At 65.7% G+C, this 15,255-nt stretch carries 14 protein-coding genes; 6 read left to right on the top strand and 8 right to left on the bottom strand.

The features are described 5' to 3' along the window. The first annotated feature begins 40 nt into the window (after positions 1–40). Both CLU88_RS02225 and CLU88_RS02220 read left to right on the top strand, forming a co-directional pair. On the top strand, positions 41–298 hold the full coding sequence (locus CLU88_RS02225; RefSeq protein ID WP_233205350.1) for a hypothetical protein: 258 nt from the start codon (positions 41–43) through the stop codon (positions 296–298). A 74-nt stretch (positions 299–372) separates the two neighbouring features. Next, positions 373–1,059: a pseudouridine synthase gene (locus tag CLU88_RS02220; RefSeq protein ID WP_099655202.1), complete on the top strand. Its 687-nt coding sequence runs from the start codon at positions 373–375 to the stop codon at positions 1,057–1,059. 226 nt (positions 1,060–1,285) lie between these two features. Here the strand turns inward: CLU88_RS02220 and CLU88_RS02215 are convergent, their stop codons facing one another. The 4 genes from CLU88_RS02215 to CLU88_RS02200 all read right to left on the bottom strand — a co-directional run bounded on the left by CLU88_RS02215 (position 1,286) and on the right by CLU88_RS02200 (position 5,256). Continuing rightward, positions 1,286–1,663 (bottom strand): hypothetical protein, encoded by a 378-nt coding sequence (locus CLU88_RS02215; protein WP_099655201.1) that lies wholly within the window; start codon positions 1,661–1,663, stop codon positions 1,286–1,288. A gap of 52 nt (positions 1,664–1,715) precedes the next feature. Beyond that, positions 1,716–2,138, bottom strand: coding sequence for a hypothetical protein (locus CLU88_RS02210; protein ID WP_143225929.1), 423 nt, complete (start codon positions 2,136–2,138; stop codon positions 1,716–1,718). 128 nt (positions 2,139–2,266) lie between these two features. Beyond that, complete coding sequence (locus tag CLU88_RS02205; RefSeq protein WP_369803874.1) at positions 2,267–2,818, bottom strand: DUF2242 domain-containing protein; 552 nt, start codon at positions 2,816–2,818, stop codon at positions 2,267–2,269. Positions 2,819–3,204: 386 nt separating this feature from the next. Then, positions 3,205–5,256 (bottom strand): DUF3857 and transglutaminase domain-containing protein, encoded by a 2,052-nt coding sequence (locus tag CLU88_RS02200; protein ID WP_158235570.1) that lies wholly within the window; start codon positions 5,254–5,256, stop codon positions 3,205–3,207. A gap of 407 nt (positions 5,257–5,663) precedes the next feature. Between CLU88_RS02200 and CLU88_RS02195 the strand changes: the two genes are divergently transcribed. Then, positions 5,664–6,101, top strand: coding sequence for a thermonuclease family protein (locus CLU88_RS02195; RefSeq protein WP_099658579.1), 438 nt, complete (start codon positions 5,664–5,666; stop codon positions 6,099–6,101). Between the two features lie 29 nt (positions 6,102–6,130). On the opposite strand, the gene CLU88_RS02190 is transcribed toward CLU88_RS02195, so the two are convergent. The 3 genes from CLU88_RS02190 to CLU88_RS22640 all read right to left on the bottom strand — a co-directional run bounded on the left by CLU88_RS02190 (position 6,131) and on the right by CLU88_RS22640 (position 9,382). Further along, positions 6,131–7,831, bottom strand: coding sequence for a flagellinolysin (locus CLU88_RS02190; protein ID WP_099655197.1), 1,701 nt, complete (start codon positions 7,829–7,831; stop codon positions 6,131–6,133). 572 nt (positions 7,832–8,403) lie between these two features. Next, positions 8,404–8,748, bottom strand: coding sequence for a hypothetical protein (locus CLU88_RS22645; RefSeq protein WP_143225928.1), 345 nt, complete (start codon positions 8,746–8,748; stop codon positions 8,404–8,406). 178 nt (positions 8,749–8,926) lie between these two features. Next, entirely contained in the window at positions 8,927–9,382 is a 456-nt protein-coding gene (locus tag CLU88_RS22640; protein WP_143225927.1) for a hypothetical protein, read from the bottom strand. 274 nt (positions 9,383–9,656) lie between these two features. Between CLU88_RS22640 and CLU88_RS02185 the strand changes: the two genes are divergently transcribed. From CLU88_RS02185 to CLU88_RS02175, 3 genes are all read left to right on the top strand, one after another. Then, positions 9,657–10,904 carry an MFS transporter gene (locus tag CLU88_RS02185; RefSeq protein ID WP_369827687.1) on the top strand — a complete coding sequence of 416 codons (1,248 nt, stop codon included), beginning with the start codon at positions 9,657–9,659 and terminating at the stop codon, positions 10,902–10,904. Positions 10,905–11,131: 227 nt separating this feature from the next. Then, complete coding sequence (locus CLU88_RS02180; protein ID WP_099655195.1) at positions 11,132–12,829, top strand: DUF1800 domain-containing protein; 1,698 nt, start codon at positions 11,132–11,134, stop codon at positions 12,827–12,829. A gap of 109 nt (positions 12,830–12,938) precedes the next feature. Continuing rightward, a complete protein-coding gene (locus CLU88_RS02175; protein ID WP_099655194.1) occupies positions 12,939–14,150 on the top strand; it encodes a DUF1501 domain-containing protein in 1,212 nt (403 codons plus the stop codon). Positions 14,151–14,267: 117 nt separating this feature from the next. Here the strand turns inward: CLU88_RS02175 and CLU88_RS02170 are convergent, their stop codons facing one another. Continuing rightward, positions 14,268–15,185, bottom strand: a complete 918-nt coding sequence (locus CLU88_RS02170; protein ID WP_099655193.1) for a DHH family phosphoesterase — start codon at positions 15,183–15,185, stop codon at positions 14,268–14,270. Positions 15,186–15,255: the final 70 nt, after the last annotated feature.

Below are 15,255 nucleotides of genomic sequence, written 5' to 3'. Positions count from 1 at the left end.
TCGCCACCCTGCCGCTCCGGCCCCTTCACCCGCCACCACCATGCCCAGCACCCGCCCTGCCCCAAAAGGCACACCACAAGCCCTAACCCCCGCCGCCAGGCCCTGGCCCCGTGCAGCGCTGTGGGCCGCGGCATGTGCCGCGCCCCTGCTGGGCACCGGCTGCGCTGTAGTGGCCGTGGCCGATGCCGCCGTGACAGTGGTCAGCACCACCGTGAAGGTGGGTGCCACGGTGGTGGGCACGACCGTTGATGTGGGCGCCGCAGGCGTGCGGGCCGTGGTGGGCAAGGGCGAGGACTGAGGGCTACGCCCCTGCCGCGCCACCCCTCGCTCGGAATACACGCCTCTCACCGCCCTCCCCACGTTTGCAACGGCATGACGACGCAGCCCCCACGCCGCCCCACACTCTCGCGCCCTGCCGCCGCCCCGCGCACAGGCCCGGCCAAAGCCACGCGCCCATCCCCAGCGCCCGCGCGCAGGCCCGTGACCGAGCGCATCGCCCCCGAGGCGGTACAGCTCATCTGCTTTAACAAGCCCTACGGCGTGCTCAGCCAGTTCACCCCCGAGGGGCAGTGGCAGGGCCTCAAGGACTACATCGACCTGCCCGGCGTGTACGTGGCCGGTCGGCTGGACGCCGACAGCGAAGGGCTTTTGCTGCTGACCAACGATGGCAAGCTGCAGGCCCACATTGCCGACCCGCGCTTCAAGATGGCCAAGACCTATTGGGTGCAGGTGGAAGGGGTGCCCGATGAGGCCGCACTGGCCGCACTGCGCCAGGGCGTACAACTCAACGACGGCCCCACCCTGCCCGCCCAGGCCCGCTTGCTGGACCCTGCCCCCGCCCTGGCGCCCCGGGTGCCGCCCATCCGCGAGCGCAAGTCAATCCCGACGGCGTGGCTGGAGCTGGTGATACGCGAAGGCCGCAACCGCCAGGTGCGGCGCATGACCGCCGCCGTGGGCCACCCCACGCTGCGGCTGGTGCGCGCCGCCGTGGGCCCCTACACGCTGGAAGGGCTGGCGCCGGGGGCATGGAAGCAGGTGGCGGTGCAGCGAATGGAGTGAGGGGCACGGCCCCGGGGCGGAAATGACCACGGCCCCACAAGACCTTGGACGTGTTGTAGTGCTATCGAGCGAGCTTCTTTGAACTTGAAATACCCGTTCGGGTTGAGCTTGTCGAAACCCTGCGTAGCGCTTAGGCAAGCCTGTCCTGAGCCCGTCGAAGGACTCAGCGTGAACGCCTTAAGAAGGTCCGTGCCGGATCCATCACAGCAAGACCGTGGCAACCCGTTCAGGCGTACACGTTCACAAACATCCCGGCACTGACGCCACCGGCCACGCGGCCGGAAGCACTGAGCAAGCGGGTATTTTCAGGAGGTGCCGCAGGCGCCACGGCCTGGGTCTGGGATTGGCTGGCCGTGCGAGAGGCTGGGTCGTTGGCCGCCGCCAGATTGCGCCGTGCACTGACCGACCGCTGGCTCGCATCGGCCGACTGGCCACTCAAATCATCGGCCCGGGCCTGCTCTTGGTCGGCGCTGCGCTGGGCGGCCTCGGCCTGGGTTTGCAGGGTTTGCGCCGTTTGCTCAGCCTGCAGGGCTTCGCGCCGAGCGGTCTGCACGGCATACGAGTTGCTGGGCGCGGCTGCGGCGCTGCTGACGGCGGTGACCATGGTGAACTCCTAACGCGCGGGTGGCGTGCGGTGGGGGCTGGGGCAGGATGGGTCAGGCCACAGAGGCCGCGCCCTCGCTGGCTTGGTAGGCACGGCGCACCTGGGCATCGCGCGGGCTGCTGCCGCTGGCACGGTCGGCATTGTTGGCGCCGCTGGCATTGCCCTGCGAGGCCACCGCATTGGCGGCCACAGCGTTGGCTGCCACCGCGTCATCAGCGTCCTGGCGGGCCTGCGCGGCATCACTGGCTTGCTGAACGTTTTCACGGGACTCTTCCCGGGTCTGCTGGGCCGACAGCTCTTGCGCTCGGCGGCTCAGGGTCACAGTGGTTGTGCTGGCCGGGGTGGCGGTGGTGTCTGCCGCCTGCGATGCGTTGCGGTTGCCCACCGTGGCACGGCCCGCAGGCTGCACCCCGTCGGTGGGGTTCACCGCGCCGTAGCGGCTTACAGGGTCGATGCGGGGCTGAACGGAATCCATGGCAGTCTCCTGTTGCAGTGCAGAAAACCAAATCGTCCCGCAATCGGCCCCAAAAGTAAAGGCCAGGGCGGTGAACGCGCCTGGCCTGGGTTCAGGGTTGATGAGCCCCTGGGAGGTCAAATATCCGTTTAACTGCCTGCCGAAACCTCGGCAGGCACATCATCGGCCACCAGGTAGCGCTTGATCAGGTCAAAAAAGCTGTCGTAGAAGCTGTCGGCCGCAATGGTCTCGCTGCCCACCTTGACCAGCGAGTCGCTGCTGGCCGCAATGGGCAAGGACACCGACCCCAGCGCCCCCACCCCCAGGCTGGCCGAGTTATTGGTTTTGCGCAGGGTGTAGCTGTCTTGCAGGGCAGTCACAAAGCCCAGGCTGACCTTGCCGCTGGGAGAGTCGGGCACGCACACCACCCGAATGACCATTTGCAAATGGGTCTCGGCGCTGGGCTGGAAGCTCTTTTTGCCCTCCACCATCTCGGCAGTGGTGGTGTTGATGAGGTAGCCCTGGCTGAGCAAGGCGCGGCGCGAGGCTTCGCAAGTCTGCGCAGGCGTGGCATCAAACAGGCGTGAATAGGTGGCGACCGAGCCAAACTTCTCCTGCGGGCCATAGAACTTGGGCGCAGGGCCGGTGGCAGCGCAGCCTGCCAACAGAGCCGCCACACCAAGGGCGGCCCAGGGCGTCAGTCGCCCCGCCAAAGCCGACAAGGCGCCACCAGCGTGTGCGCGTAAAAGATGCTTCAAAACCGTTTTCTCCAAACTGGGCATGTGCCGTGTGCCGCGCCCTGCCGATGGCTTGTGTGGCCCACCGGTGTGAAAGGGTAGCCTGTTTTTGGGGCGGCCCCATGAAGCCCAGGGCTGTCGCACCCAAAGCCCCCAGCCGCACAGCAAAGAAACCCACCAGGGCAGAGCCCCCTGGGGAGGCGGGAGTTCCCCTTCTTTGCGCAGCACCCGTTCACACCGCCTTGGCTGCGCCACGGGCTGGCAGCCCATTAACGCTATCACTTCAATAGCTGCCAGCGCTTTATCCATAAGCCTTAGCGGCCAAAAACCCTCAACACCCTCAACCCATTTCATCGCTTTTTGGGTTGCACCTTGCCCGGGGCTTTGGCTGGCCCCTTGGCGGCGCCCCTGGCCTGGCCCTTTTGGGCGCCCTTGGTCTGGCCCCTGGCCTGCTCTTTGGCGGGCTCGCCACGCTGGTAAAAAATCTGGCTTTGCAGGTTTTGCGCGATGGGCTTGACCTCGTTGTTCCACTGCGCGGCGTACTCGGGCGTGCACAGGCCCTGCGGCGTGGTGTCGTGCACCTCACGGCTGACCTTGTAGCCATTGGTGGTGCGCTGATAGGTGGCGCTGTAGTTCAGTGCCTGGTTGCGGGTTTGCAGGTTGGGCGGCACGCGGTTGAAGGCCACGCCCGCGCCCAGTTCTACGTCATAGGTTTCGTAGCTGTGGTATCCGTAGCAGCCCGTGCGCCTGCGCGGCAGGTGCTTTTCTTCGGCCTCGGCCAGGCGCGCAATGCCCATGGGCAGGTTCAGCACTGGGGCCAGCACAAAGGCGCCGCGCTTGCCTGCCTGCAGGTACTTGGCGATCTCGAAGGTGATCGAAAAGCTGTAGCTGTCCGACAGCTCCTTGGCGGGGGCCAGGTCGCCCCGGTCCAGCACGCCCTGGCCCTTGAAGCCCCCGCTCGCCAGCATGTTGCGCACAAAGTCGCGCTCGCCGTCGCCCTGCAAATCGGCCATGTAGCTGCGCATCTGGGCGGCAGCCAGCCCCTTGAAGGAGGCCTGCAGGCTGCCCTTGGCGCTGCCATCGGCGGCGATCTGGATGCTGGTGTGTGCGCGCTGCTCCGTCAGGTCGGCACTGCCGGGCGGGATGCTGGCCAGCGCCTTGTCTGCGCCCACATGGATCACCGGCTTGGCGTAGGCGCTGCCGGGCAGGTAGCCAAAGGGCACCTGCTTGGCGGTGGCGTCCAGGTACATCTTGAAATCGGGCAGGTAGTTGATGACGTGGTTGACGGTGGAAACCACCGGCGTGGTGGGCAGGTCATACAGCTCGCCCGCATTGATCAGCACCTGCTCGCTGCGCACGCCCACCGCGGTCAGCAGCGCCTGCAGCAGCGTGGCGTGGTCTTTGCAATCGCCCATTTTGTTGTCGAGCACAACGTCCACATCGCGCGGCACCACGGCCCCCACGCCAATGCAATTGCCGCCGTAGGTGATTTGCGTGGACACCCATTCGTACAGCAGCCGTGCGCGCTCGCGCGGGTCGGTCTGCGCGCCCACGATGGACTGGGCCAGCGCCTCGATGCGCGGTGTGGGCCGGGCCTTGGGCAAGGCGCGCTCGCCATAGGCGCGGGCAATGCTTTCATAGTCGGCAAACGTGCTCGCCAGCAGCACGGGCGATTCGTCCAGCCGCCAGATGCCGGCATCGGCCTCGTCCCAGGCCTTGGGGGTGGTGTTTTGGTAGCGCCACTGGCGCACGGTGGCGTCGCCGTCTTGCACCGGGGGCTGCTCTTGCAGGCCGTGGGCTTCAAAGCGCAGGTTCAGGCCCTTGGGCGCGCGGATGGTGACGCGGCTGTCCTCGTGCACGCCATACGGCGAGAAGCCCTGCACCACCGAGAAGGCGCCCGGGAAGATGGGTTCTTTGTCATCAATGCGGTAGCGCATGCCCACCGAATCGCCCACGGCCAGGTCCGGGAACACCACAGAGATGCGGGTGCGGTCAGAGAACAGGGGCTTGGCGCCATCGCGGCCATCGCTCACCACAGTCTGGTAATTGGTGGGTGGCACCGGTATGCGGCGGCCGTCGGCCTTGAGGGTGTAGGCCTCCAGGATTTGCGCGGTCTGGATGCCTGCGCTGTAGGAGAAGGAGAACGACTTCATGCGCTCCAGCGCGCTGGCGTGGGCCACCTGGTGCTGCGTGGCGTAGGCCACCGAAGACTTGCCATCGGCCGCCACGTCATAGTCCACATGCCACAGTTGCGACACCACGGGCACGCCAGCGGCGGCCCCAGCTGCAGCGGCTGCGGCCTTGGGCGGCGTGGTCTGGGCGCCTGCCCCCACACCCCAAACCGCCAGGGCCCACAAAGCCCCGGCCGAGCAACGGCGACCCCATTGGAGGTAATTGAACATAGTCGGATCGGTTTCCTGTGATTGGTTGGAGGCAGCCCGGGGCGCTGAACGCATCCATCGGGATGGATCGGGCCATCGCCTCTGGTGTCACTCCTGCTGTCGCGGGTATAGCCATTCGCCAGCGGGGCGCCTTGTGCCTGCGCAAAAAAGCCCGCCCAAGGCCCGTCAAGGGCCCAGGCAAGCGGTGGCATCTTAGTGGCGAAGTGGGCCGTTCACCCCGAAAAACGCCGCAAAGAAACATCCAGAAACACAACGGCAAGCAGCGTTAACAATGGCCTCGCGCGCACGGGCGGCACCACGAAAGAAGCCCGTATAGTGGCGCCCCTTTGCCCTTTGAATTGAACAGGTGGTGCAGGCGCTGGCATGTGGGCCGCCGCTGCCGCACGACACCACAGACTTGGATTTTTGTGCCTGTAACGACCCTGCTTTGCCTCGTCATTGCCATCAGCGATGGCGACACCCTCACCGCCCGCTGCAGCCAAGCCGGGGCCTACCGCCCCCTGAAAGTGCGCATTGCCGCCATCGACGCGCCAGAGAGTAAGCAGGCCTTTGGCCTGCGCTCCAAGCAAAACCTGGCGCGCCTGTGCTTCAAGCAGCAAGCCACGCTGCAGCCCCTGCAAAAAGACGACTACGGTCGCACCGTGGCCAATGTGCGCTGCAGCGGCCAGGACGTTGCCGCCGCGCAGGTGAACGCGGGCCTGGCCTGGGTGTACACGCCGTATGCCAAGCAACACCCGCAACTGCAGCCGCTGCAGCAGCGCGCCCAGGCCCAGCATGTGGGGCTGTGGTCGCAAAAGCGGCCCCAGGCGCCGTGGACGTACCGGCATCGGCAGCACCCGCGTTAACTCAGACCTGCAGGCCTGCCCGGCTGTCCTCAGCGCAGCAACGCGAGCACGCCCTGGGGCAACTGGTTGGCCTGCGCCACCATGGCCGAGCCCGCCTGCTGCAGGATCTGCTGGCGCGCCAGGGCTGCAGCCTCGACTGCAAAGTCAGCATCCACAATGCGCGCGCGGCTGGCCGACAGGTTCTGGCTGGTGTTCTGCAGCGTGGACAGGGTGGTCTCCAGCCGCGAAGACTGGGCTCCGATCACTGCGCGCTGGCCGTTGACGTAGTCCAGCGCCCGGTCCACCGCCACGATGGCCTGGGCTGGCGAGAGCGTCACATCCAGCGTGCTGCGCAAGCCCAGCGCACTGAGGTTGACCGCGCCAACCCGGGTTTCCAAAGTCTGGTTGGCATTGGCCCCCACCTGGAACACCTTGCTGGTCGTAGAGCCGCCCGAGGTGGCAATCGCCTCAAACGACTCCGTGAACCCATCCAACACGTTGGTGCCCGATTTGCTGCCGCTGTTGGGCACCGTGCTGGTGGCGGTCTTCACATCCCCGCCATCCACATCAAGCCCCCCGATGGCGCCGGTGTCTGCGTTGTTCAAGTCAAACGCGCCGATGAACGCAGCACCCGCCGCTGCAAACTGGGTCTTGAAATCGGCCGCGCTGGCAAACTGCCCGCTGGACGCGTTGGCCAGCGCCTGGTCCAGGGTGGCGCCGGGGTTGCCGTTCAGGTAGGTGAGCACGTCCTTGATGCCCTCGCCCCCCGCCGCCTTGATGCGGCTGTGCATGTAGCGCGCCGCCGAATAGCTGGCCGAGTAAAAAGCGCTGGTGTTGGACGGCCCATTGACGGCCGCCGCCAGAGCGGCGGCACTGGAGCTGGCCACGTCGGCTTTGACGCGCTCCTCCGCCCCTTGAATGAACTCGGCCGTGCCCTCCACAAACCACAGGTGGTTGCCCGTCAAGTCCTGCCAGTTGGTGGCGCGCGCCATCACGGCGTGCACCATTTCGTGGGCAATGATGCGGTCGTTGTAGTACGGGGCCGAGCCGCCGTTGGGCAGGTTGGGCGGCACAAAGTCGGCCATGTCCACCTGCAAGACGAGATTGGTGCCCCGGCCTTGGGCATCAAAGCCCGTGGCCTGCACGTAGGCCGCCACCCCCCCGGCGTTGTCGGTAAAGCCGGTGTAGCGAATGTCCAGCGCCGCCCCATCGGCCTGGATGCCATACAGGCGGGAGATCAACTGCTCGCTGCTCTCCAGCCAGCTGCCCACGCTGGTCATGCCATCAAACACGGCCAGCTGGTTCTCGTCCCCCACCGCACTGGCCCGGCTGGGGTCAAACACCGCCATGCCGTTGAACTGGGTGGCCAAGGCAGACCGGTCAATCTCTGCCGCCAGCTGCGCCACCTCGGCCTGTATGGCCTGCTTGTCTGAGGCGCTGTAGGTGCCGTTGGCCGCTTGCACGGCCAGCTCGCGAATGCGCTGCAGATTGCCGCTGACGCCAGACAGCGCACCCTCGGCCGTTTGCAAAAGGGACAGAGCATCGTTGGAATTGCGCGCGGCCTGGTTAAGCCCCCGGATCTGGCTGGTGAAGCGCTCGGATATGGCGAGCCCAGCGGCATCGTCCTTGGCGCTGTTGATGCGCAGGCCCGACGACAGGCGCTGTATGGACAAGGCCAGCTCGCCCTGCACACGGCCCAGGCTGCGCTGCGCGCTCTGCGACATCACATTGGTATTGACGCTCAGCCCCATGGCAGTTCTCTTGGTTTGTCTCCAGATAGGCAGCGCGGACCCTAGGAGTCTGCGCGGCAGAAGGCATCGAAGCGAAACGCGCGAAAACCGAGGATCGCGTGGTGCTACCGACAAGCCCAGGGTGGGCCCCTGGGCGCCGGAGGTAGTACCGCGTGAGACCGGTTTATCGTGCGTTGCAGCCGATGCTCCTTCTGCCGCGCAGACTCCTAGCCAGGGGCCCGCAACGACGCATGCTCCACTGCGCCAGCGGCGGTGGCATCTCCCTCTTTGATCGGCTCTGTGAGGGTTATCGGACGCTGGGGCGAAAACTTCTGGGAAATGTGAGGAACGCGCCGCACCAACTTTTCTTAGCAGGTACCCGACATGACGATGGCGCGGCGGAACTCAAGCGTCACGAGCGGCGGTAGGAGCGGCAGGACGTGATCGCACGCCAGTGGTTACAGGTTGCGAGTGGCTGAAACCGGCCAGGAGCAGCCGTTCACTGCAAATGGAAGCGGACGTTCAACGGCCAAGGTAAGCGGCTGGCTGAAAGCCAGTCCGCTTGAGCGCCGAGTTAGACCATCGCAACACCGCTATGCCTGTTTTTCCCTATTGCGGCTTATTGCAACGCCAGCGAAGCATCCGAAGGCCAATCCAAAAGGCACACCTATATAAAGAAACCCTTGAATCCAGAGCGCAAATGCCACGCCCTGAAATACCATAAGACGCTCCCGAGTTTGCCAACCCTGAAACGTTAGCCATATACCGGCAAGCAGCACGGCCAAAACCTGCAGGACACGGCTTAATTCGTCCGTCGCAGCAAGTTTGCGCAATCCAGGTAGTGGAAATGGTTCACCTGAGACATAAGGCCAGACGCCAGCAACCGTGAATAGGACGGGCCATATCAAAACTAAAAAAATCTCAGATTTTCGCTTCATGTCTTTTCTTAGGGACCCAACGGGGAAAACTATAGCTCGCGAGTCGGCAGGCACCGAGATTTCCAACAGTAGCGTGCAGCGAGTCAAAGGCAGCTTACGGGCGGCGCTACTGAAAGTCGGCTCAGGGCCCAAAGCAGCTGTACGCCGCGCCCGAAAGCAGACAGAGGCCCTCAGCTGTTTATTGCGGAACTGCCCTTTGCGCTACGGTTTTTAATACTCTCTCTTTAGCCGTTCGCCATGCCCATTGCATGTTCTCCGACATACGCTGGTCAGCTTGATCAAGCACCCAATGGGCAATGGAGCGCCGAAAGCTCTCTGTCGAATCATTGACTAGCAACTCGTAGGCACAAGCTGCAACACGGTGCTGAATCTCATTAATCCGGCGAAGATGAGTGGGATGTTCTAACTCTTCGCTTTGAGGGGTGTAGCTATCACGGCCAGCGACAGTCAAACAGTGACTAAGTGCCGTCAGAAAGAGAACTTGATGATTGCATGGCAGCGACTCCAGCCATTCCCCTTGAACTTCGTATTGCACCACCTTGTTGCTCCGTTTGATCGTCAGGTTTTGGCCGAATTCTGCCTCACAGAAAACAGAGACAAAGAACTCTTCGCGTTGACTTGCAGGCACTGGCAACAGGAACTGGCATCCAAGGCAAGGTGCCTCAAAGGGATTGCAAGGATTGAAACGCCTTTACAACGGGCCAGTTCCTCATATTCCCCTTCAGCCCGGAAAATCCCGATGTATCGCGCCCACCGTGATGGTGGCTTTCTCAATTCCCATCACAAGGGCCCGCCCAGCAAGCTGCGCCACAAAGCGTTAGCATGCGAATCAATCTCATGCGCGGCTTGTGCTGCCCCTTCACGTGACGTCTTCCACCTCCCTCCCGCCTGTGGCTGCACCAGTCAGCATCTACCGCCACCCCGGTTTTCTCTCCTTCATCAGCGCCCGCCTCATGGCGGTGTTTGCCACCCAGGTGCAAGCCGTGGTGGTGGCCTGGCAGGTGTATGACCTGACGCGCAACCCGCTGGCATTGGCCTACGTGGGGCTGGCGCAGTTCCTGCCCATGCTGTGTCTGCTGTTGCCTGCGGGCGATTTGATCGACCGCTTCTCGCGCAAGAACATCCTGGCCATCAGTTGGGCGGTGGGGGCCTTGTGCAGCGCAGGGCTGTGGTGGCTGTCGGGCCACGGCGCCAGTGGGGTGGCGGGCGTGTATGCCGTGTTGGTGCTGTTTGGCTGCTCGCGGGCGTTTTCAGGGCCCGCGCTGCAAAGCCTGCTGCCCCAGGTGGTGCCGCGCGAACAGCTAGCACAGGCCATTGCGGCCAACAGCATGCTCATGCGCTCTGCCAGCATTGGCGGCCCGCTGTTGGGGGGCGTGCTGTATGCCCTGGGCGGTGGTGAGCTAACCTTTGCCCTTTGCTTTGCCTGCTTTGCCATCGGCACTGCGCTGCTGATGCGCGTGGCCACCGCCCACGCCAGCCCTCTGGGCCCCACGCTGGGCACCATGTGGCAGCGCTTTGGCGCGGGCATCCAGTTCATTCGCTCGCGCCCCATCATCCTGGGCACCATCTCGCTGGACCTGTTTGCCGTGCTGCTGGGCGGCGTGGTGGCCCTGCTGCCCATTTATGCCAGCGAGGTGCTGCACGTGGGCCCGGCGGGCCTGGGCGCGCTGCGCAGCGCCGTGGCGGTGGGCGAGGTGGGCGCGGGGCTGTACCTGAGCATGCGCCCCTTCAACCGCAAAGTGGGCCGCACCATGTTTATGGCCGTGGCGGTGTTCGGTCTGGCCAACTTGCTGTTTGCGGTGTCGACCTGGTTCTGGCTGTCGTTTGCCGCGCTGCTGGTGGCGGGGGCGGCCGACATGGTCAGCGTCTACATCCGGGGTGCGCTGGTGCAGTTCTCCACCCCCGACCACATGCGCGGCCGTGTGAATGCGGTCAACATGCTGTTCATCGGCTCGTCCAACGAGCTGGGCGAGTTCCGCGCAGGCACCAGCGCCGCGTGGCTGGGCGTGGTGCCTGCGGCCGTGCTGGGCGGCTTGTGCACCCTGGGCGTGGTGGGCGGGTGGACGCTGGGCTTCAAGCAACTGCGCACGGTGGACCGCTTTGAAGAGGCGGCCGAGGCCACTGGCGCCAGTAGCACGGCTGGCAACGCTCCATAGGCGCCACAAAGAACCGTCGCCAGAAGGCGACGCACAACGGGTCCCACAACGCAGGCCCCAAGCAGGGCCCAGAGCCCGCCCATCTGCATCAAAGTGCAACCGCTGCAGCGGCCTTCATGTCCCGCAGGTAAAGCCTGTGGGCACGGGCTTGCATGCCACGGGCAAGGTGCGGCAGCATAGGCGCTGAGCCCTTGGAACCTGTTCATAGATGTCCTGCGTGAGGCCCCATGACCCCTTCTTCCGCGCCCCCCACCGCCATCGCCCGCCGCACCTTGCTGGTGGGCCTGCTGGGTTTGGCCGCTTCGGGCGCATCGTGCACATCTAGCGCGCCACGCCCCGCCCGCAGCGCACACGCGGCACCACTGCCTGCCAGCGCCACGGGCCCTGACACCTGGGGAGTGGCCGACGAGCGCACCACCGCGCGCCTGCTGGACCGTGTCACCTGGGGTTGCACGGCGCGGGGCGCGCACGCCCTGGGCGCACAGGGCACCAGGGGCATCGGCGCCTACCTGGCCCAGCAACTGCGCGCGGGCACCACTGCGGCACTGCCTGCTGCCGCCCAGGCGCAGATCGACGCCATGGTGATCTCGCGCACGCCTATCGAAGCCCTGGCGCTCGATATGGAAGCCCGCCAACGCGAGGCCAAGGCACGCCCAACCGAAGACGAGCGCAAGGCCGCCCTGAACGCCTGGCAGCAAGACATGCGCGCCCTGCAGCAAGAGGCAGCCACCCGCCACGTGCTGCGTGCGCTGTACTCCCCCACCCCTTTGCGCGAGAAGATGACCTGGTTCTGGATGAACCACTTCAACGTCTTCGCAGGCAAGGGCAACCTGCGCGCTCTGGTGGGCGACTACGAAGAGCGCGCCGTGCGCCCGCATGCGATGGGGCGCTTTCGCGACCTGCTGGGCGCCACCGTGCGCCACCCGGCCATGCTGCACTACCTGGACAATGCCCAGAATGCCGCAGGCCGCATCAACGAGAACTACGCCCGTGAGCTGATGGAGCTGCACACCCTGGGCGTGGACGGCGGCTACAGCCAGCAAGATGTGCAAGAGCTGGCGCGCGTGCTCACCGGCGTGGGCATCTCGCTGCGCCCGCTGGGCGACGAGCCACCGCGCATGAAGCCCGCACTGCGCCGCCACTACGTGCGCGAAGGCCTGTTCGAGTTCAACCCCCAGCGCCACGACTGGGACCCCAAGACGCTGCTGGGCCAGCCCCTCAAAGCCGAGGGCCTGGCCGAGGTGGACGAGGCGCTGGACCGGCTGGCACGCGCCCCGGCCACGGCACGCTTCATCACCCGCAAGATCGCACTGTTCATGGTGGGTGACCAGCCTACGCCCGCGCTGCTGCAGACCCTGGCCCGCACCTTCGAGCGCACCGATGGCGACATTGCCGCCGTGCTGCAAGCACTCTTTGCCACCGCAGAATTTCGCGCATCGCTGGGCCAGCGGTTTCGCGACCCGGTGCACTACGTGCTGGCCAGCCTGCGCCTGGCGCATGGCGACGCGGTGTTGCCCAGCGTGGAGCCCGCACTGGGCTGGCTGCAGCGCCTGGCCGAGCCCCTGTATGGCCGCGCCACGCCCGACGGTTATCCGCTGGACGCTGCCGCGTGGTCCGGGTCGGGGCAGATGGCCAGCCGTTTTGACATCGCCCGGGCCATTGGGGCTGGGGGCGCCGGAGGTGCTGGCACCGCCGTGGCGGCCCCGGCACCACCGGACATGGGCATGGTCCCGTCGCGCGCGCCTGCGGCGTCTTCTGCACCACCGGCTGCTGCCCGCACGCCCCCACCCTTGGCGCAAAGCGCCTACGTGCAGGCCATGCTGCCCAGCCGATCGGCCGCCACGCGCCAGGCGCTGGAGCAAGCCACATCCCCGCGCGAGTGGAACCTGCTGTTCCTCGCGTCGCCTGAGTTCATGTACGGGTGAGGACACCATGGCGCACATCCCCCTGAGTCGTTTAGCGCCCCGGGCCAGAGCGTGCAAATCCATGTGCCGCCATCGAAGCCATACGCCCGGCTATTGAAAGGACTGTTCCATGCTTCGCAGGCACCTTCTACAAGCCCTGGGCGCCAGCACGCTGGCCGTTGGCAGCGCGGGCGTGCTGGCCGCACCACAGGCACAAGATGTGCGCTTTCTGCTCGTGTTCTTGCGTGGTGGATACGACTGCGCCAGCCTGCTGGTGCCCACGGGCAGCAGCTTTTATTACGAGTCGCGGCCCAACATCGCCATTGCCCGCCCAGGGCAGCAGGGCAGTGCCCTGCCCCTCACGCCCGACTGGGGCCTGCACCCTGCGCTGGCGGGCTCAATGCTGCCGCTGTACCAGCAGGGCCAGCTGGCGTTTGTGCCCTTTGCGGGCACCGACGATCTCTCGCGCAGCCACTTCGACACGCAAGACAGCATGGAGCTGGGCCAGCCCGTGGGTGGGCGGCGCGACTACCGCTCCGGCTTTCTGAACCGGCTGGTGGCCGAGCTGAACCCACGCGCTGGTGCCAGCGCCCCGCCGCTGCAACCCATGGCCTTCACCAGCACCCTGCCCCTGGTGCTGCGCGGCGCGGTCGATGTACCCAACACCTTGCTCAGTGCAGGCGCTGGCCGGGGTGGCGTGGATGCACGGCAGGCCCAGCTCATCGCATCCATGTACCAAGGCACGGCACTGGCAACACCCGTGGCCGAAGGCTTTGCCACGCGGGACGAAGTGGCCCGCACCATGCAGGGCGAAATGGAAGCCGCCAGCCGCAACGCGCTGAGCACCAAGGGCTTTGAGGGCACGGCCCGGCGCATGGCGCGGCTGATGCAGGCGCGCTACCAGATTGGTTTTGTGGACGTGGGCGGCTGGGACACCCATGTGGCGCAGGGGGCCGCCACCGGGGCGCTGGCCAACCGGCTCGAAGAACTGGGCCAGGGCCTGGCTGGCTTTGCCGACGAAATGGGGGCGGCCTGGAAGTCCACCGTGGTGGTGGTTGTCAGCGAGTTTGGCCGCACCTTCCGCGAAAACGGCAACCGGGGCACTGACCACGGCCACGGCACGGTGTTCTGGGTGCTGGGCGGCGCCTTGCAGGGCGGGCGCATCGCGGGCGAACAACAAGCACTCACGCCCACCACCTTGTTCCAAAACCGCGACTACCCCGTGCTCAACGACTACCGCAGCGTTCTGGGCGGGCTGTTTGCGCGCCTGTACGGGCTCAACGCAGCGGCTGTGGCGCGGGTGTTTCCGGGAACCAAGGGGGCGGATTTGCGGCTGGTTTAGGGCGGCGTGGGGTTGCACACCCTGCGGTGCGCAACACCCATTGCTACATTTTCAATAGCTGCTAGCGCTTATTCGATAAGCGCTAGAGCCCATTTTTATTGAAAGACCTCGCCACCTTCAAGCGTTGAAGGTGCCCGACAGCAACTCAGGCAACCGCTCCACCCCCATCCGAAAGCCGCACGCCTGCGCGTGGCCGCCGCCGCCCATGCTCTCGGCCAGGGCGATGCAGTCAAAGTTGCGCTGTGCACGCAGGCCCGCCTTCACGCCCTTGTCGCTGGCGCTCCACATCAGCGCAAACGTGCCCGTCTTGGCCGAGAGAATGTCGCCCACCAGGCTATGGAACATGCCCGGCGCATTCACCATCAGCCCGGTGATGCCGTTGAAAACCAGGGGCTGCGCGCCCTCGGCAATGTCGTGGGCCATCTTGCGGTACTTCTCGTCCATGGCGCCGCCACGGGCCATGAAGGCGTCCAGCTGCTCGGGCGTGAAATGGGCGATCTCCTTCCAGCGGGCGAAGTCCTGGCCCTCCATATCGAGTGCCGAGAGGAAGGCCGCGCTTTGCGGAAACTCCCACTTCCAGATGTCGCGGTCTTCCACGTACTGCAGCAGCGCGGGCACGGGCTGCTCTGGGTGAAAGAACTCCCAGGCCAGGCGGGCGCCCGACTTGCTCATGTCGAAATGCACCACGCCGCAGCGGCAGGCAAAGCCGGTGAGCTTTTCCGCCGCGCTCTTGTGGTGGTCCAGCATCACCAGCTTGGCCGCCTGCGCGTCGATGGCGGTGAGGATGTCGGCGGAGAAAGAGAAGTCGAGGATGTACACCGCACGCCCCGCCAGCGCAGGCAGGTCGGCCACGGTTTGCACGTCGCCGTGGTCCAGCCCCACGTATTCGGCCCGGTCGCCGTAGTAGAGCCACGCGGCCAGCGCGGCGCCAAAGCCGTCAGGGCACCGGCGGCCATGGTAGAGCACCAGCGGAGAAGGGTCGTCTTGGCTGGGGGCAACCAGCAGTTGCAGGGGAAGAATGGTTTTTTTCGTCATGACCCTGCGATTGTCGCCTGCACGTTGCCTGGTTTTCGCCTTGGACAAGCCATGCGCGGCAAGGCCAGCA

The organism is Acidovorax sp. 56 (assembly GCF_002749705.1).
Lineage (GTDB): Bacteria > Pseudomonadota > Gammaproteobacteria > Burkholderiales > Burkholderiaceae_C > Acidovorax.
Note: the sequence above shows the minus strand (reverse complement) of the source record. Positions and strands in the feature narration are given on the sequence as shown.